Genomic DNA, 25,008 nt, shown 5'->3' on the forward strand with positions numbered 1-25,008 from the left:
CGTCTACGCGCCGTCCAGCACGCCTCCTGCGGCGGTTGCGTTAGGCACGGCTAGCCTCGGGGCGTGTCGTTCCTGCTGCCGCCGCCGGAAGTGCCCGGCGCGGATCTGCCGGTTCGGGCGGTGCTGCCGGAGACGATCTCCGCGATCACAAGCACCGGCAAGGCGGTGCTCGTCTCCCCGCCGGGATCGGGCAAGACCTCGCTGCTGCCGCTCGCGCTCGCTGATGCCCTGGACGGAAAGATCCTGGTCGCCGAACCGAGGCGGATCGCGACCCGCGCCGCGGCCCGGCGGCTGGCCGAACTGCTGGGCGAGCAGCCCGGCGGGCGGGTCGGCTACGCGATGCGGGACGAGCGGGTCGGTGGTGCGCAGACCCGGATCGAGGTGGTGACGACCGGGCTGCTCGTCCAGCGCCTGCAGCGCGATCCCGAACTGCCCGGTGTCGCCGCGGTGGTGATTGACGAGTGCCACGAGCGCCACCTGGACGCCGACCTGTTGCTGGCCTTCTGCCTCGAGGTCCGCGACACGCTCCGCGCCGACCTCGCGCTGGTGGCAACGTCGGCCACCCCGGACACGGCGGCGCTCACCCGCGCGCTCGACGCGCCGGTCATCATCGCGACCGCGGCGGCGCATCCGGTCGACAAGATCTGGGCCCCGCCCTCGCGTCCGCTGCCGCTGCTGCCGGGCCAGCGCGTCGACCCGCGACTGCTCGACCACGTTGCGGACGTCACGCGGCGCGCGCTCGCCGAGGGGGACGGGGACGTGCTCGTCTTCGTGCCGGGCGAACGGGAGATCGCCACCGTCGCCCGGGCGCTCGACGGAGTGGCCGCCGACGTACGCCCGCTGTTCGGGCGCCAATCACGCGCCGAGCAGGACCTGGCACTCACGCCCGGCCGAAAGCGTCGTATTGTCGTCACCACCTCGGTGGCCGAGAGCTCGTTGACCGTGCCCGGCGTGCGAGCCGTCGTGGACGCCGGGCTGGCGCGCGAGCCACGGATGGACCAGGCGCGCGGACTCGGCGCGTTGATCACCACCCGGGTGTCGAAGGCGTCGGCCGATCAGCGCGCCGGCCGGGCGGGACGCGAGGCGCCCGGTCGCGCCTACCGCTGCTGGTCACCCGAGGAGCACGTCCACCTCGCGGCGCATGCGCTGCCCGAGATCGCCACGGCCGACCTCGCCGGGTTCGCGCTCACGACCGCCGCGTGGGGCGCACCGGGCGGCGAGGGGCTCGCCCTGCTCGACCCGCCGCCCACTGCGGCCCTCGACGCCGCAACCGGGCTGCTGCACCGCCTCGACGCGATCGACACACAAGGCCGCATCACCGATCGCGGCCGGCGGATGGCCGCTGTGGGCGCGCACCCGCGGCTGGCCCGCGCCGTCCTCGACGGCGCCGAACTCGTCGGCGCCGAGCGGGCGCGGGAGGTCGTGGCGCTGCTGTCCGACGACTCGCTGACCGGTCATCACGACGACCTGGCCGCCCGCTACCGGGAACTTCGCACAGGAGGGGATGCGCGTGACCGCGACGGCACCCGCCGGTGGCGGCAGGAGGCGCGCCGGCTCGGCAGCGGCGGGCCGGGACACACCGCGATGTCCGACGACCTCGCGGTGGGCACCGTCGTCGGCCTGGCCTATCCCGATCGCATCGCGCGGGCCCGCGGGGCGGATACCGCCAGCTACCAGATGACCGGCGGCACCGGCGCGCAACTCGCGGAATCCTCCCGGTTGCGAGGCACCCCGTGGCTCGCGATCGCCGTGGCCGACCGGCAGCCCGGCCGCGCCGAAGCGCGGGTGCGGGCGGCGGCGCCGATCGACGAACCCACGGCCCGGGTGGTGGCCGCCGACCTCGTCACCACCTCCGAGGAGATCGAATGGGCCAACGGCGCCCTCGTCGCGCGCCGGGTGGAGCGGCTCGGCGCGATCGAGCTCTCGGCAGCCCCGCTGCGCAGCCCCGATCCGCAGCGGGTCCAGGCCGCCGTCCGTGAGGGGCTGCGCGCCCAGGGCGCCGGGGGTCTGGTCGCGCTGAGCTGGACCGACGCCGCTCGCAGCCTGCGCGCCCGGCTCGGCTTTCTGCACGCGGTGCTGGGCGACCCGTGGCCCGACGTCGGAGACGCCGCGCTGCTTGAGCGCCTGGACGAGTGGCTGGACATCAGCGCGGTGCGGCGCAGCGCCGACCTGCGCCGCCTCGACGTGCACACCGCGCTGCGCCGGTTGCTGCCCTGGCCGGCGGCGACCCGGTTGGACGAGCTCGCGCCCGAGCGGTTGCAGGTGCCGTCCGGATCCCGCGTCCGCGTCGCCTACGACGGCGCCGAGCCACCGGTGGCGGCGGTGAAACTGCAGGAGACCTTCGGCTGGACGCGGACCCCGGCGCTCGCGGACGGGCGCGCCCCGATCGTCCTGCACCTGCTCTCGCCCGCCGGCCGCACGGTTGCCATCACCGCGGACCTGGCGTCCTTCTGGCGGCAGGGCTACCCGCAGGTGCGCGCGGACCTGCGGGCGCGCTACCCCAGGCACCCGTGGCCCGAGGACCCGCTCACCGCCGAGGCGACCGCGCGCACCAACCGTCGCCAGTGATCGACGCCGCGCCGGTTCGAGCGTCCCGCCCGCCTCGGCGCAGAACCGAAGACCCTTTCAGCCGCGCAGGACGAAGGTGCCCTGCCGGTAGCTGCTGATCATCGTGATGCCGCTCAGGTCCGGCATCGGAGCCGGCTCGGTGATCACCTCGTACCAGTCATTACCGGTCTGCGAGCTCCACGTGTACCCGTCGCCCATGGAGTTGTACCAGCCGTGACCCCAGCGCCAGACCGTGCCGGCCGAGGTCAGTGCGAAGGTCGCGACGTCCTGGGTGGCGAGGTCGCTCACCCCGCTCAGGCCGGGAATCGTCGCACCCCACGGGGCGGTCGGGTGTTGGAACACATCCCAGGCCCAGACGGTGCCGTCCTGGCACAGCACCGCGCCCAGTTGGTCGGCGGCCACGACCTTGCGCGCCGGGCAGGCGCTGGCGGTCCAGTACGGTGCGGCCGGAACGGCGCTCGGTCCGCTGCGCATGGAGGAGCTGCCCCACTGGCTCAGCGAGCCGTCGGCGGAGACCGCCCAGGCTTCGTTCCGGTCCGCGGAGATCGCGACGATCCCGGTCAGCCCGGGCACCTGGACCGGGCTGCCGCGGTACCCGCCGACGCTGCCCTGGCCTAGCTGGCCGGCGGCGTTGTCACCCCAGGCCCAGACGGTGCCGTCCGACTTGAGCGCGTAACCGGCCGTCGCCCCCGCAGCCAGCTGGGTGATCCCGGTGAGGCCCGCGATCACGGCCACCGAGTTGCGGTTGTTCGTGGTGCCGTCGGCCAGTTGGCCCCGGGTGTTCTGCCCCCAGGCGAGCACCGTGCCGTTCGAGCGCAGCGCGAAGGCGGTGCCCCATCCGTTGTCGTCCTGTCCGTTGGCCACGACCGCCACCACCCCGGTCGCTCCCGGCACCGACACCGGCACCGTGCTGTAGGTGCGTCCGGCGCCGAACGGGCCGTAACCCCAGCCCTGCACCGTGTGGTCGTCACGGATCAGGTAGTTGGCGTACCAGCCGCTCGTGCTCAACCCGATCACCCCCGTGGACGCGGCGATCCTGACCGGCGCGGACGAGGAGACCAGATCAGCGCGTCCGACGCTGTCCCAGCCCCACCCGTACAGCCCGGCGGTGGTGGCCGGGCGCAGCCGGGCGAAGTAACCACTGACGTCGACGGTGAACTGGGTGGCCGCACCCGACAGCCGCAGCGAGAACGAGCCGCGCGCCAGCGGCGCCAGGACCTGGTTGCTGACCTGACCGCTGGAGTAGGGCAGGTCTGTGGTCGCCGGTGGCGCGCTACCGGTCGGATAGGCCGTGATGCTTCCGCTGCCGCGCTCGCCGAACACGCTGACGGAGGCGATTACGGCAGTCGGCGGCACCGTCGAATCCCAGGGCGCGAACCCGGTGATGGCGTCCGTCAGTGCCGTCTGGCTGACCGTCAGCACTCCGTTGGTCGGCGGCTGGATGCGGGTGTCGGCGACCCGCACCGGGCTGTCCGGGGGCTTGACATAGTCGTGCTGCAACGGGTGGTAGTAGCTGCCGCCCGCCGCAGTCCCGAAGTAGCCGACGACCTCCACCACGAACTGGGTGGTGCCGGCGGCGGCGTTGTACACCCTGATCCGGCCATTGGACATCCCGACGATGACCCGGTTGGCGATGGTCAGACCCGCGGGGAAGCTCACCGAGGCCGTGTACGGCAGCGGCTGGCCGTCGGGGTAGGCGGTCAGGTAACCGTTGGCGGTCGAGCCGACCGTCACCAGGTTGACCGCCACCGCGGTGACCCCCGTGGTCGGCACCCCAGCGAGGCCGGCCACCTGGAGGCTTTCGGATCCGCGCGCCGCCAACGGGCGCCCGCCCAGCCCTTGCCTGGTGTCCACGATCCGCTTGGCGCTGACGGGGTGGTAGCTGCCGGCGGCCTGGGCATCGGGGCGGCTGGTGAAGTACCCGAGCAGGTCGACCACCACGTTGGCCGGCACCGCGATCCGGATGGCGACCCGGGCGCTGCCGGACAGATTGGCGACCACCGTGTTGGTGCTGGTCCGGCCCGCGGTGAAGCTCATGCTGAGCGCGACCGGCGCTTGCGCTCCGTCCGGATAGGCGGTGAGGTAGCTGGTGCGGGTCGGGCGCACGACGGTGATGGATAGCACAGCAGCCAGCGCGCCGGTGCCGACCCGGCCGCCGGCGTCCACCAGCACGCTGCCGACCGGTCCGGTGGTGGTCCTGGTGTCGACCAGTCGCCGGGCCGGCACGGTGACCAGGCTTCCGCCCACCTCCACGGCGGTGGGCGCGAGGGCTGCGGTGGGCGCGAGGGCTGCGGTGGGGGCGGGTCCGGCGGCGGAGGCAGTGACCGGAACGACCAGACCGGCGATCAGGATGGCACTTATCGCGCCACCTAGGGCGTACCTCATGTGCCAACTCCTCTGATCACGTCACGGAACCCCCATCTCAGGCGAGAGGCACTGAGAATGTCATATCGGGTGGGACCGCGCTGGTGTCTTCAGCATGTCCGGTACGCCTCGTCGGCACGATGGACCGGCGCTAGCATGAACCTGTACCACTCCCACAACGCGAGAGCCTGCTCCGTGTGCGGCGGACCTCGGTGTGCGGTCGTCGACCCACCCGTCAACCGGCGGCTCAGGGCACCCGCGGTGGTCGGCCCGTCCGGTCTCGTGATGTCGATCTCGCGGAGTTCGGTCGGGCAGCGCGTCTCGGAGCAGCTGCCCGGCTCTCCTGGCGGACCGAATCTGGTCCGACCGGCGGGCAGGTCGCAGGATTTTCGCCCGGCCACCGAGCCGGGCGTACGGAGGAGGAGTTTGTGGCTGCTCGACCACGTCGGCGGCAGACGGGCGCTGGACATACCGCTTCGCCGAAGCAGCGGCGCGTCGGTGCCCCGGACGACGTTATGTCCGTGCTCGCTCGCGCGGTGCGTGAGGTGCAAGCAGCTGTCGAGAGTCGCCGCGTGACGCCCGCTGTCCGTGCCAAGTTCCAGGTCGTCGCGCTGCTTGTGCGCGAGGAGCACGCCCGGGTCCAGGGGAAGCAGGCCGGCAGCCAGGCCAGTCGGGCCGAGCGGCTCAAGCGCCTGGACGGGATCGCGACGATCCTCGCGAAGACCGCCGTACGCGACCCCGCGCTCCTCGCGCTCCTGGCCGAGGATGCCGTCGTCTCCGACGCGGCCAGGTCGCTCAAGCGGGACATGCTGAGGGCGGCGGGCATCGAACCGGACCCCGAGGAGGCCGCGCCGACGGAGCCTGCGACCGGTTCCGCCAGCACCGAACGCCGGGTCGTGCCCCGATCGGTCGTCACTCGAAAGCTGGCCAACCCGTTCCTCGCTCCCGACTTCTCATCGGTCCGGCCGGGCAGGGTCGGTCCGCGGCGCCTGGCCGGTTGGGAGCTGCTCAACCCGCTCCTCAGCTCGTTCGAACGGGCCGACGACAGAGCCCCGGCGTGCATGGCGCTGCCGGCACCGGCCCCGCTGCGCCTGCCAGGGAGCCGAAAGCTGATGCCCCACCAGGCACAGCTGGTCGCCGCTGCCGCGGCCGGCCACCGGACCTTCCTGCTCGCCGACGAGCCGGGCCTGGGCAAGACGGCCCAGGCGCTGCTCGCCGCCGAGGCGGCGAACGCCTACCCGCTGCTGGTGGTCGTACCGAGCGTCGTGAAGACCAACTGGGCACGCGAGGTCGGCCTGTGGACTCCGAACCGCTCGGCCACCGTGGTCCACGGCAACGGTGACACGGTCGACGGCTTCGCCCACATCGTCATCGTCAACTACGAGGTGCTCGACCGGCACGTGGGGTGGTTCGGCGACTTCGGCTTCCGCGGCATGGTCGTCGACGAGGCGCACTTCATCAAGAACAAGACCTCCCAACGCTCGCAGCACGTCCTGGAGCTCTCCAAGCGCATCCGGTCCCGCACCGCGCGGCCCTTGCTGATGGCCCTCACCGGCACCCCGTTGATCAACGACATCGAGGACTTCCTGGCCATCTGGCAGTTCCTCGGCTGGATCGATGAGACCGAGCCGCGCGCCGAGCTGATGGACTCCCTCGAAGCGGCCGGCCTGACCCCCGCGGACCCCGGGTTCTACTCCGCCGCACGCCAGTGCGTGATCGACCTCGGCATCGTCCGTCGCCGCAAGGTCGATGTGGCTGCCGACATCCCCGCCCGCCGCACCGCCGACCTGCCCGTCGAGCTGGAGGAGAAGGTCGGCCGGTCGATCCGGGCGGCGGAGCGCGACCTCGCTCGCCGGCTGGTGGCGCGGTATGAGACCGCGCTGGCGAACCGTCGCTCCGCCGTCGCAGTGGACGCCAGCGGCATCGACCACGCCCTGGTGCGCAAGATCGCCACGTCCGAGCAGAAGAACGCGAGCACGACGAAGGCCGGCGAGAACGTGTTCAGCATGATGCGGCGCATCGGCCAGGCGAAGGCCGGCCTCGCCGCCGACTATGCGGCACAACTCGCGCGAAGCGCCGGCAAAGTGGTCTTCTTCGCCAAGCACGTCGACGTCATGGACGTCGCAGAGGAGGCTTTCGCCAGGCAGGGGATCCGCTACGCCTCGATCCGCGGCGACCAGACGCCGGTGGGGCGGCAGCGCAACATCGACGCCTTCGTCAACGATCCGGAAGTCGCCATCGCGGTCTGCTCGCTGACGGCGGCCGGCGTGGGCATCAATCTGCAGGTCGCCTCCAACATCGTGCTGGCCGAGCTGTCCTGGACCGACGCGGAGCAGACCCAGGCCATCGACCGCAGCCACCGCATCGGTCAGACCGAACCCGTCACCGCGTGGCGTATCATCGCCGCGCAGACCATCGACAGCAGGATCGCTGAGTTGATCGACAAGAAGGCGGGGCTCGCCGCCAGAGCGCTGGACGGCTCGGATGAGCAGGTGTGGTCATCGGCCGACGTGCAGCACGAGGCGCTGGTCGCATTGTTGACAGACGCGTTGTCGGAGTCGTCCCAGGAGCGGGCAGTCTCACGGGACGGCCACTGATCCGGCGTCCTACGCCGATCGGGCGTGGGCTGAGGGGGTGACGGAGCGGTCAGCCGTCGACGGCCTAAATATGACCCGAAACCCCTATAGGATGTGTAACGAAATGAGGCTGTACAGCTCTCAGTGCTGCGTAGCCCCAAAGACCTACACATCATCGGGTGAGGCAGTTCACAGTGGCTGACACGGCTGTACAGACCGTCGCCCCTCGCCACCTGGCAATCCACCTCCTAGCCAGCGGGCAGTTCTGTTCGACTTGTGGCTCGCGCTGAACGAGCTGTGCCTGCGACCGGCAGACATCCTCGAGTGCTTCCCGCCCTACCGCCCCGACGGCTACACCGCCGCGGCGGCGATCGCGAATCTTCAATTGAAAACGGCGGACACGGCGTTCGTCGAAGACTTGAACCAACTGGTCACCGCGTGGCCGCCCGCGTATTCCGTGCAAACCGCCGCCGACCTAGTCATATCCGAGCTGCTGAGACCGATGGACGGGTGAACCGTCCAGGACTCCTCATCAACGAACGATGCGAAGATCTCGACCAGGATGGTCCTGGGAACAGCTCAGGCTTGAGGTTCCAAGCGTCAATCCTCACTGGGGAAAGAGGTCTGATGGCCGCTGCCGAACTGCCCGAACTGCTGGTGCCGGACGCGGCCGCCTGGCGGAACTGGTTGACCGAGAATCACGCCAGCTCGCCCGGTGTCTGGCTGGTGCTCACCAAGAAGGGCGGCCAGGTCACCGAACTGGACTACGCCGCGGCGCTGGACGAGGCGCTGTGCTTCGGCTGGATCGACGGCCAGGTGGGCCGGCGGGACGAGGCCAGCCTGCGGCAGCGGTTCACCCCGCGCCGGCCGAGGAGTGCCTGGTCCCGGCGGAACGTGGAGCACATCGCCAGGCTCAGCGCCGAGGGCAGGGTGACCCCGGCCGGCCAGGCCGCGGTGGACGCGGCGAAGGCCGACGGCCGTTGGGAGGCGGCCTATGCCGGCGCGGCCGCTGCCGAGCTGCCGGCCGACCTGGCCGCGGCACTGGCCGCGAATCCGCGCGCCCGGGCGATGTGGGATGTGCTGACCTCGCAGAACCGCTACGCCATCACCTACCGGGTGGGGCAGGCCAAGCGCCCGGAGACCCGGGCCAGGCGGATCGCCGAGTTCGTCGCGATGCTGGAGCGCGGCGAGACCATGCATCCGCAGCGGCGGCGAGCACCCGAGAGCTGAGGATGCCGGGCACCCGAGGGCTGAGGCCGGGCTGTTCGGTGGGCTAGCTAGCCGGCGGCCAGCAGTTCGACTACCGGAGCGAAGGCCTCGGCGGACGCGCTGGGGACGGTGACGTAGGACAGGCCAAGGCGGTCCCGGCGGCGCAGCAACGTGTCGGCGATCTCGCGCGGAGAGCCGGCGACGACCGTGACGGCGCCGGCTGCGGCTAGGGCCAGCGGGTCGACGCCTAAGCGTCGCAGCCACGGATGCTGCTCGTCGCCGACGGCGATGAGGCCTGCCGCGAGTTCGATCTCACCCGCCCGGTCGCCGGCCGCCGTGACGACCGGGTCGATGACCGAGCGCGCCCGGTTCTCGTCCGTGTCGGGCGGCCAGCCGAACGCGATGATGTCGGCTGCCTGCGCCGCGAACTCGAGCAGCCGCGGGCCTGATGCCGCGATCAGGATCGGGACGCGGTACCCAGCACCCGGGAAGTCGGGTTCGGCGCCGTCCAGCAGCCCGCGGATGAGCTGCACCGACTCCCGCAGCCGTGTCACGCGCTCAGCGGGGGCGCCGAAGGGCAGGCCGAGGCGCCGCGCGTCCTCGCCGGCTGCTGGGCGTCCCGCGCCGAGCCCGAGTTCGACACGCCCGCCCGTCATGCGGGCCAAGCTGCCGATCTCCCAGGCGACTGACCGCGGGTTGCGCAGTGGATCGCACAGCACCCAGGTGCCGACTCGGAGTCTGCTCGTGACCGCGGCTACCGCGCCGAGCGCCGGCAACGGGGCCGCCGTGTCCAGCGTGTCCGGTACGAGGAAGGTGTCGTAGCCGAGCGACTCGACCCGCTTCGCCGTCGCGGTCCAGCTGGCCATGTCCGGTGGCCCCGCATGCGTCACGCCAAAGCGAAAGGCGCGCATGTATCAGTCGTACGCACGGCCCGGCGGAATAGCAAGAGAGCACCGCGCCGCGGGCACTAGCCCGGACGCTGGGACTTCGGCAGCGCGGCCACCACCAACCGGTAGGAGTCGTCGATGAGTTCCCGGACGTCGTCCTCCGGTACCCGGTCGATGAACAGCTGGGCCCATAGCCGCTTGTCGAGGTAGGGCGCCGGGCCGGCGTCCGGGGCGAAGCGCTGCTTGAGCTCTTCGATCGCCTCTGCGGTGTTCTTGACGGTGATCACCGGCCGGCCGTCCCGGTAGCCGGGGAACAGGAAGATCCTGGTACCGACCTTGGCCACGTAGTGGTGCTCACTCCACGGGCTGTCGGCCCAGGCGCCGGGCTTGCCGAGGGCGTAGCGCATCGCGTCGTCACTGTCCATCGAGGTCAGGTCTAGCACGCCTGAGCACGGGCCTCATGCGCCCGTGCAAAAATGACTGGGCTCGACCTGCGCGCCACCGCCACCAGACGAACTCGGAGATCGCAGAGTGAAGATCCGTTCCGGAAAGCTCCGCTCGCTTGCCGTGCTGCCGGTGCTGGCGCTCAGCTGCCTGGGCCTGGTGGCGTGTGACTCCAAGGCCGGCACCGCCGCCGTGGTCGACGGCCACCGGATCACCGAGAAGGACCTGTCGCGCTACGTCCCGGCCAGCACCCAGCCGATCCCGACCGGTGACGGCTCGACCAGCACGCCGGCCAAGAACTTCGTCCTGCAGTACCTGGTGCGCAACGAGGTCTTTCCGATCCTGCTGGCCGCGACCGGCAGCCCGGTGACCGAGGCCCAGCTGGAGAAGGGCAAGGCCGAGGCGCTGGGCGGTGGTAACGAGGCCGAGCTGACCCGCCAGATCACCCAGGCGGGGCTGAGCGCGCGGTTCGAACCGGTGTTGCTGCGCAACCGCGAGCTGCTCAACCTGGTGCGCGCCAAGCTGACCACCGACAAGCAGATCGCCGATGCCCTGGCCAAGGTCAAGGACAAGGTCTCGATCAGTCCCCGCTACGGCAGCTGGGACCTCAACAGCCTGTCGGTGGTGAACCTGGGCAAGAAGCAGCTGCCGTCGGTGCTGTCCTTCGACAAGACGCTGCCCGGTGACGTGAAGCTGCCGACCCAACAGTGACGGTCCCGCTGCCTGCGGCCGGACCGGGCGCATCCGCCGGACCGGGCGCATCCGCCGGACGGGGCGCATCCGCGGGACCGGGCGCATCCGCGGGACCGGGCGCGCAGCTCGTCCACGCCGTCGAGATCATGGACCGGCTGCGCTCACCCGGTGGCTGTCCGTGGGACGCCGAGCAGACCCACTCCTCGCTGGCCCCGTACCTGATCGAGGAGGCCTACGAAACCCTCGAGGCGATCGAGACGGCCGACCTGGCGGCACTGCGCGAGGAGCTCGGCGACCTGCTGCTGCAGGTGCTCTTCCACGCCCGGCTCGCCGAAGAGGCCGCCCCCGACCAGCGGTTCACCATCGACGACGTCGCCGGTGACCTGGTGGCCAAGCTGGTCCGCCGGCATCCACATGTCTTCGCCGACGTCCTGGCCGGCTCGGCGGCCGAGGTGGAGACCAATTGGGAGGCCATCAAGAAGGCCGAGAAGCAGCGCGACTCGGTCACCGACGGGATCGCGATGCAGCAGCCCGCGCTGGCGCTGGCCGCCAAGCTGGTCAGCCGGTCCTCCCGGGCCGGGCTGGCCGTGCCGCTGCCGGCGGGCGACGGGATCGGCGAGCGGTTGCTGGCCGTCGTCGCGGACGCGGTGCGCGCCGGCGTCGACCCCGAGCAGGCGTTGCGGAGCGCGGCACGCGACTACCGGGAGGCGATCCAGCAGGCGGAGCGGTCAGCCGGCGGTGCGTCCTGAGCGAGCGGACCGACCCACCCGTCGCCGCTGATGAGAAGGCGACCCTGTCCGGCTTCCTGGACTATCACCGGCAGACGCTGCTGATCAAGTGCGAGGGGTTGACGCCGGAGCAGCTGCTGGCCCGGTCGTGCCCACCGTCCTCGCTGTGCCTGCTGGGGCTGGTGCGGCACCTCACCGAGGTGGAGTACGGCTGGCTGCACGAACGGTTCGCAGGCGGTGTGGAGCAGGACCTGTACGGCCCCGGCGATGCCGACCTGGACGTGGCAGCGGCCGATGAGCAGTCGGTCGCCGAGGCATTGGACTCCTACGCCCGGATGGTGGAGCAATCCCGCGCGATCGTCGCGGCGGCCGGGCTCGATGCGCTCACGGTCCGGGCGCATCCCAGGACCGGGGAGCGTTACTCGCTGCGCTGGATCCTGACCCACCTGATCGAGGAGTACGCCAGGCACAACGGCCATGCCGACCTGCTGCGCGAGGCCATCGACGGCGCAACGGGCGAGTAGCTGCGCCGGATCGCCGGAGCCGCCCGATAGGCTGGTCGAGGAGCCCGTCGGCGCAGCGTGGCGTCGGCTGAAGCCGCACTGAGCTACGTCTGCACTGAGCTGTGTTAGCACTGACCGGAAGCGACCGTCGGATCACCGCCGCCGATTGGACACCGAAGTACGTCGAGAGGACCTGGTTGTGGCCAGCATCGAGGCCGTAGGCGCCCGCGAGATCCTGGACTCGCGTGGCAACCCCACCGTGGAGGTCGAGGTAGCCCTCGACGACGGCACGTTCGCCCGCGCCGCGGTGCCCTCCGGCGCCTCCACCGGCGCCTTCGAGGCGGTGGAGCTGCGCGACGGCGATGCCCGCTACGGCGGCAAGGGCGTGCGGAAGGCAGTCGCTGCCGTGCTGGAGGACATCGGTCCCGAACTGCTGGGCTACGAGGCGAGCGAGCAGCGGCTGGTGGACGCGGCGCTGATCGACCTGGACGGCACCCCGGACAAGTCGAAGTTCGGCGCCAACGCGGTGCTCGGCGTCTCGCTGGCGGTTGCCAAGGCGGCCGCGGCATCGGCCGGCCTGCCGCTGTTCCGCTACCTCGGCGGTCCCAACGCCCACCTGCTGCCGGTGCCGATGCTCAACATCCTCAACGGCGGCGCGCACGCCGACTCCAACGTCGACGTCCAGGAGTTCATGATCGCGCCGATCGGGGCGCCCACCTTCGCCGAGGCGCTGCGTCAAGGGGCCGAGGTCTATCACGCGCTGAAGTCGGTGCTGAAGTCCAAGGGCCTGTCCACCGGCCTCGGCGACGAGGGCGGCTTCGCGCCGAGCCTGGAGTCCAACCGGACCGCGTTGGACGTCATCAGCGAGGCCGTCCAGAAGGCCGGCCTGACACTGGGCACCGACATCGTGTTCGCCATGGACGTCGCGGCCACCGAGTTCTACTCCGAGGGCTCCTACCAGTTCGAGGGCAGCCCGAAGTCGGCCGAGCAGATGGTGGCCTACTACACCGACCTGGTCGCCAACTACCCGATCGTCTCGATCGAGGACCCGATGTCGGAGGAGGACTGGGACGGCTGGATCTCGCTGACCTCGGAGCTGGACGAGGTCATCCAGATCGTGGGCGACGACCTGTTCGTCACCAACCCCGAGCGGCTGGCCCGCGGCATCTCCAGCGGCGCTGCCAACGCCTTGCTGGTCAAGGTGAACCAGATCGGCTCGCTCACCGAGACCCTGGACGCGGTGGACCTGGCGCACCGCTCGGGTTACCGCTGCATGATGAGCCACCGCTCCGGTGAGACCGAGGACACCACGATCGCCGACCTGGCGGTTGCCACCAACTGCGGCCAGATCAAGACCGGAGCGCCGGCGAGGTCGGAGCGGGTGGCCAAGTACAACCAGCTGCTGCGCATCGAGGAGGAACTCGACGACGCCGCGCGCTATGCCGGGGCGGCGGCCTTCCCGCGTTACAACCGGGCGGGCAGCTAGCCGATGGGGGCCCGGACCCGGGTGGCCGGCGAGCGCTCCGCCGGCGGAGAAGCCGGCCGCGCCGTGCGCCTGCGGCCGGGCTGGGCGCGGGCGCCGAAGCTGACCGGCCGCCGGATGATGGTGGCGGCGATGGCGCTGTTCCTGGTGGTCGTGCTGGCCTCGCCGTTCCAGACCTACCTGAGCCGGCGGGCCTCGGTGGCCAGCTCCGAGCGTCAGCAGCAGCAGCTCAACGCCCAGCTGGCCCAGCTGCGGCACCAGAGCGAGCAATGGCAGGACCCGGCTTTCGTGGCCCGGCAGGCCCGGATCCGGCTGCAGTACATCCGGCCCGGCGACACCCTGTACACGGTGCTGGACGCGCAGGGCAACCCGCTCGGCCCACCGGCCCAGGCCGCCACCGAGAAGGTCGCCCGGACCGATCACCGGCCCAGCTGGAACTCGGTGCTGTGGGCCAGCGTGCACGACACCGACACCGCGAAGTGACCGCTGCGGGCGACTCCGGCGCGGTGAGCGACGCGGACGCCGCGATCGTCCGGGAGCAGCTGGGACGGCCGCCGCGGGCGATCCGCGCGGTGGCGCACCGGTGCCCGTGCGGCAACCCGGACGTGGTCGAGACCGCGTCCCGGCTGCCCGACGGCACCCCGTTCCCGACGCTGTACTACCTGACCTGCCCCAAGGCCGTCTCGCTGGTGTCGACGCTGGAGGCGTCCGGGCTGATGCGCGAGATGACCGACCGGCTGGGTACCGACGACCGGCTGGAGGCCGGTTACCGGGCGGCGCACCAGGCCTACCTGGCCCAGCGCGAGCGGCACGGGACGGTTCCTGAGATCAGCGGCGTGTCGGCCGGCGGGATGCCCACCCGGGTGAAGTGCCTGCACGTGCTGGTGGCCCACTCGCTGGCCGCGGGCCCGGGCGTGAACCCGCTCGGCGACGAGGCGCTGGCCGCGGTCGCGGACTGGTGGCGGCAGGGGCCGTGCGTGGTGGCCGAGCGGCAGTCCCGGCCGGAATCCCAGCCGGCATGAAGCGGGTCGCGGCGATCGACTGCGGTACCAACTCGATCCGGTTGCTGATTGCCGACGGTGGCCCGGTGGGGCTCAGCGACGTGCGCCGGGAGATGCGGGTGGTGCGCCTCGGTGAGGGCGTCGACCAGACCGGCCGGTTGGCGCCGGCGGCGATCGAGCGGACCCGGCTGGCGCTGGTGGACTACGCCGAGTGCATCCGGTCACTCGAGGCCACCGAGGTGCGGATGGTGGCCACCTCCGCCTCGCGCGATGCCGCCAACGCCGACGAGTTCCGGGCGGTGGTTCGCCAGGTTCTGGAAGTCGAGCCTGAGGTGATCACCGGCCTGGCCGAGGCGGAGCTGTCCTTCACCGGTGCGGTGGCCAGCCTGTCCGGGGTCGCGGAGCCGTTGCTGCTGGCCGACATCGGCGGTGGCTCCACCGAGCTGGTGCTGGGCTCGGCCACCTCGCCGGCTGCCTCGGCGCCCGCCCAGCCGGCTGCCACTGCTCCCTCCGCGCGCGCTCAGCCGGGGCCCAAGGTGGTGGCCGCGCACAGCATGGACGTCGGCTGCGTCCGGCTGACCGAACGGCACCTGCACGACGACCCGCCTACCGAGGCGCAGGTGCAGGGGGCGCTGGCCGACCTGCGGGTGGCCCTGCAGGCCGCCGCGGCGGACGTCCCGGTGAGCCGGGCCGCCGCCTTCGTCGGGGTCGCGGGCACGGTGACCACCATCGCCGCGCTGGCGCTGGACCTGCCGGCCTATGACGCGGACGCGATCCACGGCTCGGTGATCGACTACCAGCAGGTGGCCGAGGTCACCGGCCGGCTGCTGGGGATGCGCCGGGCCGAGCGGGCCGCCCTGCCGGTGATGCACCCCGGCCGGGTGGACGTCATCGGCGGCGGCGCGCTGGTGCTGCGCACCGTGATGGAGTTCGCCGGCGCGCGCGAGGTGATCGCCAGCGAGCACGACATCCTGGACGGCATCGCGCTGAGCCTGCTGGCACGCTGACCCTCGAACGTGCTTGACCCACCGAACGGCGTGACCGCCCTCTCTCAGGCGTTGATGGCGCTCAGTGCGCTGGGCGCCTTGGGGCCCTTCTCGTCGCTGATCTGCTTGGGCCGCGGCGACGGGTGGCCGGTCATCGCCCGCCAGAGCGTGTCGGCGCCCTTGGTGGTGGCCAGCTGGGCCACCGCCGTCCCGACGCCGCTCAGCGACGCCCAGATCAGGGCGTCCTTCCAGTTGGTGTCGGCGTCGCGCGGGTTCACCGGTGCCCGGCCCGGCCGGGCCGCCGTCCAGGCCTTCGAGGTGGCCGAGGACACCGCCTTGCCGACCGGCACCGCCACCGCGACCGCCACCAACTTGAACGCGAACCTGCTCGCTGCGCCAGCCATTGCCACCCCATCGTCGTGAGCCGCGGTGCTCGAAGAAGTCCTTTCAGCCAGTCTAGGAGGTGCGGCCGATCGCTCGGCAGCCGTGCCGCCCGCCGCGGTGCCGGCCTCGGCGCCGCCTCCCGGCTCTGCCCACCCGTGCCCGGCACTCACCCGGTGCCCGGCGCTCACCCGGTGCCCGGCACCGGTGTGGATCGGCGGCCTTCTCAGCGTCGGTAGCCTGGAATTGCCAACCAAGGGGGCTGAACTGATGACGACTGATGGACGCAAGCGGATCCTGATCGTCGGCGGCGGGTACGTCGGCATGTACACGGCATTGCGAGCCCAGAAGGAGCTGTCCCGCGGCCGGGCCGAGATCGTGGTGATCGACCCGCAGCCCAATATGACCTACCAGCCCTTCCTGCCCGAGGCCGCGGCCGGCAGCATCGAGCCGCGGCACGTGGTGGTTCCGTTGCGGCGGGTGCTCAAGAAGTGCCGGGTGATCACCGGGAGCGTGAGCAGCATCGACCACGCCCGGCGGTCGGTGACGGTGGAACCTGAGACGGGCAACTCCTACGAGCTGGATTACGACCTGCTGGTGGTCGGAGCCGGTTCGATCGCCCGGACGCTGCCGATCCCGGGACTGGCCGAGCAGGGCATCGGCTTCAAGACCATCGGCGAGGCCATCTTCATCCGCAACCACGTGCTGTCCCGGCTGGACTTCGCCTCCTCCACCGAGGATCCGGCGGCCAGGCGCCGGGCGTTGAGCTTCGTCATCGTGGGTGGCGGCTATGCGGGCGTGGAGTTGCTGGCCGAGCTGGAGGACATGTCCCGCTACGCCTGCCGGTACTACTCCAACCTGAACCCGGCCGATCTGCGCTGGGTGCTGGTCGAGGCGGCGGACCGGATCATGCCCGAGGTGTCGGTGGGGTTGTCGGCCTACACCGTCACACGGCTGCGGGAACGCTCCATCGACGTCCGGCTCAACACCCGGCTGAACTCCGCCGTCGGCGGCCGGATCGAGCTGTCCGACGGCGACGCCTTCGAGGCCGACACGCTGGTCTGGACGGCCGGGGTGAAGGCGCATCCGCTGGCCGCCCGGTCCGGGTTGCCGGTGGACGACAAGGGCCGGCTGCCGTGCCGGGCCAACCTGACGGTGAAGGGGGTCGAGGGAGTGTTCTCCGCCGGCGACACCGCGGCGGTGCCCGACCTGTCCAAGTCCGATCCGAACGCGCTCTGCGGCCCGTCGGCCCAGCACGCCGTCCGGCAGGCCAAGGTGCTCGCCGACAACCTGGCGCGGACCATCAACGGCCAGGCGCTGCAGGACTACAAGCACGCCTACGTGGGATCGGTCGCCTCGCTCGGGCTCTACCGGGGAGTGGCCGAGCTGTACGGGGTGAAGGTGCGCGGGCCGGTGGCCTGGTTCCTGCACCGGACGTATCACCTGTCGCGGGTGCCCACGTTCAACCGCAAGGTTCGGGTACTGGCCGACTGGACCGCCGCGCTGTTCTTCCCCCGCGAGGTGGTGTCGCTCGGCCAGTTGCAGAGCCCGCGGTACGACTTCCAGCGGGCCAGCGCCTCCTAGAAACGCATCAGCTCCGCAGTCGATCGCCGACTGCGTGGACCGTGAGCGCCGTGGCCAAGTAGCTGCGTGCCGCCGGGCGATATCTCGAGATCACCGCCGCCGCCCGACCCGAGGTCAGCGCCGGGAGAGATACCCTGCTGGCGCGGCCCCCGTAGCCCAATGGCAGAGGCAGCGGACTTAAAATCCGCCCAGTGTCGGTTCGAGTCCGACCGGGGGTACCAAATTTTCTCCGGGTGCCCAAGGTGCGGGAAAAGAACCGGTCCTTGGTGGGGCGCCTGGATAAGGGTTCCCACTAACCCCTTGCGACACGTGCCACACTTGCCGGGCGATGACCGATGTGAGTGTGCTTGACCAGGAGATGTTCGCCGAGGCCGAGGCGGCCCGGCTGCTTCGGCTACCTCAAGGCACGCTGCACTATTGGCTCGATGGCGGCAGTCAGGGAGGAAAGGTCCACAAGCCGATCATCCGGGTCGAGCCGACCGGAAGTCGCGCCGTCACGTGGGCCGAGTTCGTCGAGGCCGGCCTGCTCCGCAGTTACCGCAACCACCGGGTGCCGATGACCGAGCTGCGGGCTTTCATCGACCTGTTGCGCAACGAGTACGGCGTGCCCTATCCCTTGGCCCATCAACAACCGTTCGTGAGCGGTCGCCAGCTGGTACTGGAAGCCCAAACGGCCACCAAGCTGGGCGCCGAGTTCTGCCTCGTTGCCTTCGCCAACGACCAGTTGATCCTGACGACCCCGTCCCAGGAGTTCGTCGAGCGGGTTCGCTGGGTAGACGACATCGCCGTGGCGTGGCGTCCCCATGACGACCCGAACTCCCCGGTCGTCATGACGCCTGACGTGAGGTTCGGCCGTCCCGCCGTCGGTGGCATCAGCACGGACGTCATCTTGGAACACGAACAAGCCGGCGAAGAAACCAGCGAGATAGCCTCGGCCTTCGGACTGCCCATCGACAGTGTCCAGTGGGCACTCGCTTACGAGATCTCCGCACGAGCTAAGCCGGCGTGAGCCAACCGGCCACGCCCGGCCGCCAGCGGACTTATTCCTCGGCGACCGTCCGCTTCTACCTCGACGCAGACGTACTCGGCCTGGCCAAGATCTTGGTTCAGATCCGTAATGACGTGACCTACCCAGGCGACCCAGGTGGCATCGTGCGCAAACGGCGGCGGGCAGCCTGCCCCGTCGAAACCACTGACACCGCCGACACCGTGTGGATTCCGCAAGTCACAAGCCACGACTGGCTCATCATCACTCGGGACAGCAACATCGCCGTCAATCGCGCAGAGATCCAAGCCGTGCGCAACAGCGGCGCTCGGATGGTCGCTCTTGCTGGCAGAGAGGCGATCGGGACATGGAACCAGTTGGAGGTTCTCATGAGCCAGTGGCGGGCTATCGAAGCCGTGCTCGATACTCCAGGGCCATTCATCTACACGGCAACACGAACCAGGCTCAAGCCGATCGACCTCAGCTGAGGCGAGATCCTCGATGGCCATGAGTACCTGAGCTGAAGTCCAGCGACGCCGGGCCCTGCACGACGTGGAGCCCAACCCATGGGTGCTTGCTAGGCTGCGGAAAAGCTGAAACGGACCTGACAGATTGGCGCCACAGTGACCAACCCGGAGCAGGGCCTGTCCGACGGCGCCGTGCCGCCGGCGACCAGCCGTGAGGACTACGCGGACCGGCTCGTCCGGCTGGAGACCAAGGGCTGGAAACGGGCGCTGGACGTCCAGCGCCCGTACCGATGGAACCTCAAGCGGCAGGTACTGGGCCGCACGCTGGACGTCGGGTGCGGCATCGGGCGCAACCTCGCCGCCCTGTCGGCGGATTCGCTGGGCGTGGATCACAACGCCCAGTCCGTCGAAGTAGCCCGCCAGCGCGGCTACCAGGCGGTCACCAGCGAGGAGTTCAGCGCCCAACCGCCGCCGGCCGCCTCGTTCGACTCGATGCTGCTCGCGCATGTCGTGGAACACATGACGGCCGAGCAGGCCAGGGAACTGCTGCTGTCCTACCTGCCCTACCTCAGGCCCGGCGGCCGGGTGATGCTGATCTGCCCGCAGCGGCGCGGTTACCGCACCGACGCCACCCATGTCCAGTTCTTCGACTTCGCGGCGCTGCGCCAACTGGCCACCTCGGTCGGTCTCGTGGTGACCCGCGAGTACAGCTTCCCGCTGCCGGAGATCGCCGGGTCGGTGTTCCCGTACAACGAGTACTGCCTGGTCGCCGCCCGGCCCGCCAACCGCTGACGGGCTCTGCCGCGCGCCAACCATTCAGCCCCGCCGAGCGGGCGCCTGGATCAACCCTGTCGAACGGCGCTAGTTCAGCCCTGCCGATCGGCGCTAGTTTCAGCCCTGTCGATCGGTGGCCGGTTCGGAGACCGCTGAACCCGCCGCTCCGGTCGGCATGCCCTGCATGGTGACCGCCTCCCGGATCGCCGCGGCCCTGGCGAGGTCGGCGAGCCGCCGTTCGAGCTCGCGGAACCGGAAGTAGAAGCCGAGGCTGGTGGCGGCGAACACGACCACGAGCAGGTAGAGCAGCAGGTCGGTGCCACGGGTGACCCCCAGCGCCTCCGCGACGCGCTGGGTGACGGTGGGATCGATGATCGAGACGATCGCCACGAGGGCGAGCAGGATGGCCGCCAGCCTGGCGCCGGCCCGCAGACCCACCCGGGACCGGTTGCGGAACGCCCAGAACATCGCGATGATCGCCAGCACCAGAACGATCTTGATCGCTGTCATCTGCGTCGCCCCCTCAACGCCTGATGCAACCAGATGTCCATCGCGATGTTCACCGAGTTGATCGACCGCTGTCCCTTGGCCCTGGAGTAGTCGGTGTACCTGATGGTCACCGGATGCTCGGCGTACCGGAGCCCGCTGCTCTTGATCAGGCTGAGGAGTTCGCTCGCGTACGCCATGTCGGTCATCTGCAGGTCCAGGCGCTCGGCGAAGGCCCTGGTGAAGGCCCGCAACCCGTTGTGGGCGTCGGTCAGCGCGACGCCGGAGGTGAGCCGTTCGAAGACCCGGGCACCCTGCAGCAGCAACCGCCGGTTGCGGGGCATCCCCTGGGCGCTGCCGAGGAAGCGCGAACCGATCAGGATGTCCTCCTCGCCGCGCCGCAGCCGCTCCACCATGCTCACGGCGTCCTCGACGCAGTGCTGGCCGTCAGCGTCGAAGCAGACGAAGTACTGGGCATCCGGGTCCAGCAGCGCGAACTCGATGCCGGTCTGCAGGGCGGCGCCGCCGCCGAGGTTGATGGGATGCCTGACCACCACCGCCCCCGCCGCGACCATCTCCGCCGAGGAGGTGTCCCGGCTGCCGTCGTCCACGCCGACCACGTTGGGGAAGCTCTGCCGCAGCTCCTCGATGACCTTGCGCACGACTTGGGCCTCGTTGAAGCACCGGACGACCACCCACACGTCGGTGTTGGCCGCCTGCTCGGTCATCAGGGTGTCTGCCGCCGTTCGCTCTCGAAGGGTCGCCGTGTCGAAGTACCTGCAGGCGCGGTGGGCATTCGCTGGCAGGGATTAGGGTACTCGCAATGACCGGATCAGCTTCGCCGCGGCGCTCCAGCCGATCCCCGGCCCACCGGGGGAGGCTCGCCGGCCGGGTGTCCTCAGGAGTGCTGTCGGTCGCGGTCGGGCTGGCGGTGCTGGGCGTCACGTCCTACGGCTTCCTGGTGGTGGCCGCCCGGCGGCTGGACGCGAGTGAATTCGCGCAGCTGAGCGTGGTGTGGACCGCGCTGTTCACCCTCGGCCCCGGCCTGTTCCTCCCGTTGGAGCAATCGGTGGCCCAGCGGCTGGGCGCCGGAGCCGATCCGAGGCAGCTGCTGCGCCGGGCGGCGGCGCTGGCCGGGGGCCTGCTGGCCGCGCTGGTGCTGCTGGCGCTGGCGCTGGCCCCGTTCATCAGCCGCCGGTTGCTGGATTCCGATACCGCGCTGTTCTGGGCGATGCTGCTGAGCAACTGCGCGCTCGCCCCGGTGCACCTGTCTCGCGGGGTGCTGGCCGGCACCGGCCGGTTCAGCTCCTACGGCCTGCAGCTGGCCTTCGACGGCGCGGTGCGACTGCTCGGCGCCGTCGTCCTGGCGGCAGCCGGGGTCGGCTCGGTGACCGCCTACGCCTGCGTGCTGATCGTCTCGCAGCTGAGCGCGGTGGCGGTGTCCGCGGCGGTGGCCGCCAAGCCGGTCCGCCGGGCACTGCGGGCGATACCCGCTTCGGCGCTGCCGACCAGCTGGCTCAGCCTTGCCAGCGGCCTGAGCTGGATGCTGGTCGCCGCCCTGGCCGGGCAGCTGCTGGCCAACGGCGGCACGGTGGTGGTCAAGGCCTTCGCCGACCCCGGGGACGCCGTCGCCGGGCACTTCCTGACCGCCGTGGTGCTCACCCGGCTGCCGCTGTTCCTGTTCGCGGCGCTCCAGGCCTCCCTGCTGCCGGGCCTGGCCCGCCGGATCGCGGCCGGCGATGTCGACGGGGCCGCGGCCGGGATGCTGCGGCTGCTGGCCGTCCTCGGGCTGGTCGGCGCCACAGCGAGCCTGATCCTGCTGGTCGCCGGGCCGCAGCTGGACGCCCTGGTCTTCGGGCCGCAATTCCGGGTGGCACGCTGGCCGCTGGTCATCCTGTCCGTCGGCAGCGCGCTGTACATCCTGGCCGCGGCCCTGGGCCAGGCACTGCTGGCACTGGAGTCGGCCGCCGAGGTGGCGCTGGGTTGGGTGGCCGGCACCGCGGCCTTCGGCTGCGCGCTGGCGCTGCCGGGCAGCCTGGAGATCCGGGTCAGCGTCGCGTTCCTGCTCGGGGCCGCGGTGACCTTCGCCGGCTTCGCGGCCAGTGCCGGGTTCCGGTTCCACCAGCGTGGCGTGTCGCTGATCCATCGCCACGCCGGGGCCGTCGGATGACCCCCGGCCCGGCGGTCAGCGTCATCGTGCTGGCATGGGGCGCCGAGCCCTACCTCGGTGCCTGCGTCGAGTCGGTGCTGAACACCATCGAGCCGACCGACGAGCTGGTCCTGGTCGACAACGGCGCCCGTGCGGCTGTGGACGCCCTGCCGGCCGACGACCGGCTGCGCATCGTCCGGCCGGAGAGCAATCTCGGCTTCGCCGGCGGGTGCAACGCCGGCGTCGCGGCCGCCCGGGGCGACACCCTGGTGCTGCTGAACTCCGACGCCGAGGTGTGGCCCGACGCGATCAGCCGGCTGGTGGCGGCAGTCAGCGACCCGCAGGTAGCGATCGCCTGCGGCTCGGTGCGGCTGGCCGACCGGCCGCAGTCGGTCAACACCGTCGGCAACCCGGTGCATTACCTGGGCGTCGTGTGGGCCGGTGGCTACGGCGAGGACGCCGAGCGGCACCTGCAGCCCCGCGACGTCAGCTCGGCCACCGGCGCGTTCCTCGCGATCCGGCGAGCGGTGTGGCAGGAGCTCGGCGGCTTCCCGGCCGAGTACTTCGCCTACCACGAGGACACCGAGCTGAGCCTGCGCGCCTGGCAGCGCGGGTACCGGGTGCGGTACGAGCCCAGCGCCGTCGCCATCCACCACTACGAGTTCAGCCGCAACCCCCGCAAGGACTTCCTGCTGCAGCGCAACCGGTGGCTGACCGTGCTGACGGTCTATCCCAGCCGGCTGCTCGCGCTGGTGATGCCGATGATGATCGCCTTCGACCTGGCCCTGGCCGTGGTGTCGCTGCGCCAGGGGACGGTGCGCCAGTGGGGCCGGGCGCTCGGCTCGGTGATCGGGCACGCCGGCCTGATCCGGCGCCGCCGATCAGCCGTCCAGGCGGCCTCGGTGCTGGGCCCGGCGGCCTTCGCCGACCTGCTGGTGGCCCGGATCGAGCCGGCGATGATCGAGCGGCCACCGGGGCTCGGAGTGCTCAACTCGGTGCTGGCGGCCTACTGGCGGCTCGTCCGGGCGCTGCTCTGAGCCCCGGCCCGTCGAGCTGGGCACCGGCCCACCCGTCCTGACCGGCCGGGCAGGACGGTCCCCTACGATGAGGCAGCGCCGGAACCGGTGACCGCCGCCGGCCCCTGGCGGGCAGGTCGGCGTGCGTCCAGACCTGAGGGGAGGTCCGGTGGGACAGCCCGGAATGGCGCGCCGGCTGGTGCGCAGGCTGCCCTCGCCGGTACGCGCGGCGGTGGCGCGGCGTCCCCGGCTGCCGGCCCGGATCAAGGTCAGCATCATCATCGCCGCCTACAACTCCGACCAGCAGCGGCTGGAACGGTTGCTGGCGTCGCTGGCCAAGCAGTCGATGCCGGCCCGCGAGTTCGAGGTCCTCTTCGTCGACGACGGCTCCACCGACGACACCTACAGCCGGCTGCTGGCCCTGGCCGGCAGCCGGCCGAACGTGGCCGTGCACACCATCCCGAACTCCGGCTGGGCCGGCCGTCCCCGCAACGTCGGCATCGGCCTGGCCCGCGGCCGGTACCTGCTGTTCATGGACCACGACGACGAGCTGTTCCCGCGGGCACTGGAGCGTGCCTACGACTACGGCCACCGGCACCGCGCCGACGTGGTGAGCGCGAAGGAGGTGCGCACCGCCGGCTGGTCCTGGGGCTGGGACTGCTTCACCGGCGACATCCCGCGGGCCGCCCGGCACGAGGTCAACCCGCTCATCCCGATGACCCCGCACAAGCTCTACCGCCGCGACTTCGTGCGGGAGCAGGGGGTGCTGTTCCCCGAGGCCGCCCGGTCGCTGTGGGAGGACATCTACTTCAACGTCAGCGCCTACGCCCGGGGCGCCAGGGTGGCGGTGCTGTCCAGCTATCCCTTCTACCACTGGGTCAGTACCGAGGAGAACAACTCCAGCACCTTCGGCGAGGACGCCGAGGAGTTCTGGTCCAAGCTGGCGGCGCTGTTCGACTTCATCGACTCCGAACTGGCCGGGGTGCAGGGCCGCGCCGACCTGCTCGCGCACCACCTGCGCATCCGGGTGCTCAACTTCCTGGGCCCGTCCCTGCTGGAGCGCTCCGACAGCTACCGCGAGGTGGCCTACCGGTATGCCGGCGAGATCGTGGCCAAGCACGCCCCGCCCCACCTGGACGGCGCGCTGAGCGCGGTGGATCGGTGCCGGATCGCGGTGCTCCGCTCGTCCCGGCCGGACCTGCAGCACCGGCTCGCCGAGTGCGACCAGGGCGTCACGGCGGTACCGGTCCTGGAGGACGTCAGCTGGGACGGCCCGGAGCTGGTGTTGCGGGTCAGCACGACGCTGGTGGACGGCGCCGGTGACCCGATCCGGCTGCGCCGCGACGGCGACCGGTGGCTGCGGACGCTGCCGGACGACTTCGCGGCGGCGCTGCCGGCTGAGGCGCTGGACGTCACCGATGAGCTGGCACAGGCCAGCTTCGACGTCAGCGTCAAGGGCCGCAGTTCCCGCTCGACGTGGCGGCTGCCCGGCACCGGAGGGCTCAGCTGCTCCGACGACGGCACCGGCACCGGCACGATCACCGGCACGGTCACCGCCCGGTTCGACCCGGTGGCGTTCGCGGCCGAGCACGACCTCACCGACCCGGTATGGGACTTCGCCGCCCGGTTGAGCGCGCTGGGCTACATCGCGCACCGGGGCCTGCGCGGGGGCAGCCCGGTCACCGCGCTGCTCGGCGGCGTCGCCGCCGTGGGGTATACCAACC

General features: G+C 71.3%; 24 protein-coding genes and 1 tRNA gene. 19 read left to right on the forward strand and 6 right to left on the reverse strand.

Annotation, left to right across the window (positions count from 1 at the left end):
- Positions 1–72 precede the first annotated feature (72 nt).
- Positions 73–2,568, forward strand: a complete 2,496-nt coding sequence (gene hrpB / locus VF542_RS11730; protein ID WP_408651912.1) for an ATP-dependent helicase HrpB — start codon at positions 73–75, stop codon at positions 2,566–2,568.
- A 57-nt stretch (positions 2,569–2,625) separates the two neighbouring features.
- On the opposite strand, the gene VF542_RS11735 is transcribed toward hrpB, so the two are convergent.
- On the reverse strand, positions 2,626–4,953 hold the full coding sequence (locus VF542_RS11735; RefSeq protein WP_408651890.1) for an RCC1 domain-containing protein: 2,328 nt from the start codon (positions 4,951–4,953) through the stop codon (positions 2,626–2,628).
- 494 nt (positions 4,954–5,447) lie between these two features.
- Between VF542_RS11735 and VF542_RS11740 the strand changes: the two genes are divergently transcribed.
- From VF542_RS11740 to VF542_RS11750, 3 genes are all read left to right on the forward strand, one after another.
- Positions 5,448–7,529 (forward strand): DEAD/DEAH box helicase, encoded by a 2,082-nt coding sequence (locus VF542_RS11740; RefSeq protein WP_408651891.1) that lies wholly within the window; start codon positions 5,448–5,450, stop codon positions 7,527–7,529.
- 253 nt (positions 7,530–7,782) lie between these two features.
- Entirely contained in the window at positions 7,783–8,022 is a 240-nt protein-coding gene (locus tag VF542_RS11745; protein WP_408651892.1) for a hypothetical protein, read from the forward strand.
- Positions 8,023–8,135: 113 nt separating this feature from the next.
- Positions 8,136–8,738, forward strand: coding sequence for a YdeI/OmpD-associated family protein (locus VF542_RS11750; protein ID WP_408651893.1), 603 nt, complete (start codon positions 8,136–8,138; stop codon positions 8,736–8,738).
- A gap of 47 nt (positions 8,739–8,785) precedes the next feature.
- Here the strand turns inward: VF542_RS11750 and VF542_RS11755 are convergent, their stop codons facing one another.
- Together VF542_RS11755 and VF542_RS11760 are read right to left on the reverse strand one after the other, a co-directional pair.
- Entirely contained in the window at positions 8,786–9,628 is an 843-nt protein-coding gene (locus VF542_RS11755) for a TIGR03621 family F420-dependent LLM class oxidoreductase (protein ID WP_408651894.1), read from the reverse strand.
- Positions 9,629–9,684: 56 nt separating this feature from the next.
- Complete coding sequence (locus VF542_RS11760) at positions 9,685–10,029, reverse strand: MmcQ/YjbR family DNA-binding protein (protein WP_408651895.1); 345 nt, start codon at positions 10,027–10,029, stop codon at positions 9,685–9,687.
- 106 nt (positions 10,030–10,135) lie between these two features.
- On the opposite strand from VF542_RS11760, the gene VF542_RS11765 reads away from it, so the two are divergent.
- The 7 genes from VF542_RS11765 to VF542_RS11795 all read left to right on the forward strand — a co-directional run bounded on the left by VF542_RS11765 (position 10,136) and on the right by VF542_RS11795 (position 15,463).
- Positions 10,136–10,759 carry a hypothetical protein gene (locus VF542_RS11765; RefSeq protein WP_408651896.1) on the forward strand — a complete coding sequence of 208 codons (624 nt, stop codon included), beginning with the start codon at positions 10,136–10,138 and terminating at the stop codon, positions 10,757–10,759.
- A gap of 128 nt (positions 10,760–10,887) precedes the next feature.
- A complete protein-coding gene (locus VF542_RS11770; protein WP_408651897.1) occupies positions 10,888–11,490 on the forward strand; it encodes a MazG family protein in 603 nt (200 codons plus the stop codon).
- 44 nt (positions 11,491–11,534) lie between these two features.
- A complete protein-coding gene (locus tag VF542_RS11775) occupies positions 11,535–11,993 on the forward strand; it encodes a DinB family protein (protein WP_408651913.1) in 459 nt (152 codons plus the stop codon).
- 178 nt (positions 11,994–12,171) lie between these two features.
- Positions 12,172–13,458: a phosphopyruvate hydratase gene (gene eno / locus VF542_RS11780; protein ID WP_408651898.1), complete on the forward strand. Its 1,287-nt coding sequence runs from the start codon at positions 12,172–12,174 to the stop codon at positions 13,456–13,458.
- A 3-nt stretch (positions 13,459–13,461) separates the two neighbouring features.
- A complete protein-coding gene (locus VF542_RS11785) occupies positions 13,462–13,938 on the forward strand; it encodes a septum formation initiator family protein (protein WP_408651899.1) in 477 nt (158 codons plus the stop codon).
- On the forward strand, positions 13,935–14,477 hold the full coding sequence (locus tag VF542_RS11790) for a DUF501 domain-containing protein (protein WP_408651900.1): 543 nt from the start codon (positions 13,935–13,937) through the stop codon (positions 14,475–14,477). The genes VF542_RS11785 and VF542_RS11790 overlap by 4 nt, the downstream gene beginning before the upstream one ends.
- Positions 14,474–15,463, forward strand: a complete 990-nt coding sequence (locus VF542_RS11795) for an exopolyphosphatase (protein ID WP_408651901.1) — start codon at positions 14,474–14,476, stop codon at positions 15,461–15,463. The genes VF542_RS11790 and VF542_RS11795 overlap by 4 nt, the downstream gene beginning before the upstream one ends.
- Before the next feature lie 44 nt (positions 15,464–15,507).
- On the opposite strand, the gene VF542_RS11800 is transcribed toward VF542_RS11795, so the two are convergent.
- Positions 15,508–15,846 (reverse strand): DUF4235 domain-containing protein, encoded by a 339-nt coding sequence (locus VF542_RS11800; protein WP_408651902.1) that lies wholly within the window; start codon positions 15,844–15,846, stop codon positions 15,508–15,510.
- Between the two features lie 247 nt (positions 15,847–16,093).
- On the opposite strand from VF542_RS11800, the gene VF542_RS11805 reads away from it, so the two are divergent.
- The 5 genes from VF542_RS11805 to VF542_RS11825 all read left to right on the forward strand — a co-directional run bounded on the left by VF542_RS11805 (position 16,094) and on the right by VF542_RS11825 (position 19,651).
- Entirely contained in the window at positions 16,094–17,407 is a 1,314-nt protein-coding gene (locus VF542_RS11805; protein WP_408651903.1) for an NAD(P)/FAD-dependent oxidoreductase, read from the forward strand.
- A gap of 145 nt (positions 17,408–17,552) precedes the next feature.
- A tRNA-Leu gene (locus VF542_RS11810) sits at positions 17,553–17,628 on the forward strand.
- 107 nt (positions 17,629–17,735) lie between these two features.
- Complete coding sequence (locus VF542_RS11815) at positions 17,736–18,416, forward strand: DUF433 domain-containing protein (RefSeq protein ID WP_408651904.1); 681 nt, start codon at positions 17,736–17,738, stop codon at positions 18,414–18,416.
- A complete protein-coding gene (locus VF542_RS11820; RefSeq protein ID WP_408651905.1) occupies positions 18,413–18,880 on the forward strand; it encodes a hypothetical protein in 468 nt (155 codons plus the stop codon). The genes VF542_RS11815 and VF542_RS11820 overlap by 4 nt, the downstream gene beginning before the upstream one ends.
- Positions 18,881–19,015: 135 nt before the next feature.
- Positions 19,016–19,651 carry a class I SAM-dependent methyltransferase gene (locus VF542_RS11825; RefSeq protein WP_408651906.1) on the forward strand — a complete coding sequence of 212 codons (636 nt, stop codon included), beginning with the start codon at positions 19,016–19,018 and terminating at the stop codon, positions 19,649–19,651.
- Between the two features lie 99 nt (positions 19,652–19,750).
- On the opposite strand, the gene VF542_RS11830 is transcribed toward VF542_RS11825, so the two are convergent.
- Both VF542_RS11830 and VF542_RS11835 read right to left on the reverse strand, forming a co-directional pair.
- Positions 19,751–20,143, reverse strand: a complete 393-nt coding sequence (locus tag VF542_RS11830; protein ID WP_408651907.1) for a DUF2304 family protein — start codon at positions 20,141–20,143, stop codon at positions 19,751–19,753.
- Positions 20,140–20,847 carry a glycosyltransferase family 2 protein gene (locus VF542_RS11835; RefSeq protein ID WP_408651908.1) on the reverse strand — a complete coding sequence of 236 codons (708 nt, stop codon included), beginning with the start codon at positions 20,845–20,847 and terminating at the stop codon, positions 20,140–20,142. The genes VF542_RS11830 and VF542_RS11835 overlap by 4 nt, the downstream gene beginning before the upstream one ends.
- 95 nt (positions 20,848–20,942) lie before the next feature.
- On the opposite strand from VF542_RS11835, the gene VF542_RS11840 reads away from it, so the two are divergent.
- From VF542_RS11840 to VF542_RS11850, 3 genes are all read left to right on the forward strand, one after another.
- Positions 20,943–22,289, forward strand: coding sequence for a lipopolysaccharide biosynthesis protein (locus VF542_RS11840; protein WP_408651909.1), 1,347 nt, complete (start codon positions 20,943–20,945; stop codon positions 22,287–22,289).
- Positions 22,286–23,305, forward strand: a complete 1,020-nt coding sequence (locus VF542_RS11845) for a glycosyltransferase family 2 protein (RefSeq protein ID WP_408651910.1) — start codon at positions 22,286–22,288, stop codon at positions 23,303–23,305. Before VF542_RS11840 ends, VF542_RS11845 begins: the two co-directional genes overlap by 4 nt.
- A 148-nt stretch (positions 23,306–23,453) precedes the next feature.
- On the forward strand, positions 23,454–25,008 hold a 1,555-nt coding region (locus VF542_RS11850; protein ID WP_408651911.1), incomplete at its 3' end, for a glycosyltransferase family 2 protein.

Origin of the sequence: Jatrophihabitans sp. (assembly GCF_036389215.1) — a bacterium.
In the GTDB taxonomy this organism is placed as follows: Bacteria; Actinomycetota; Actinomycetes; order Mycobacteriales; family Jatrophihabitantaceae; genus Jatrophihabitans_A.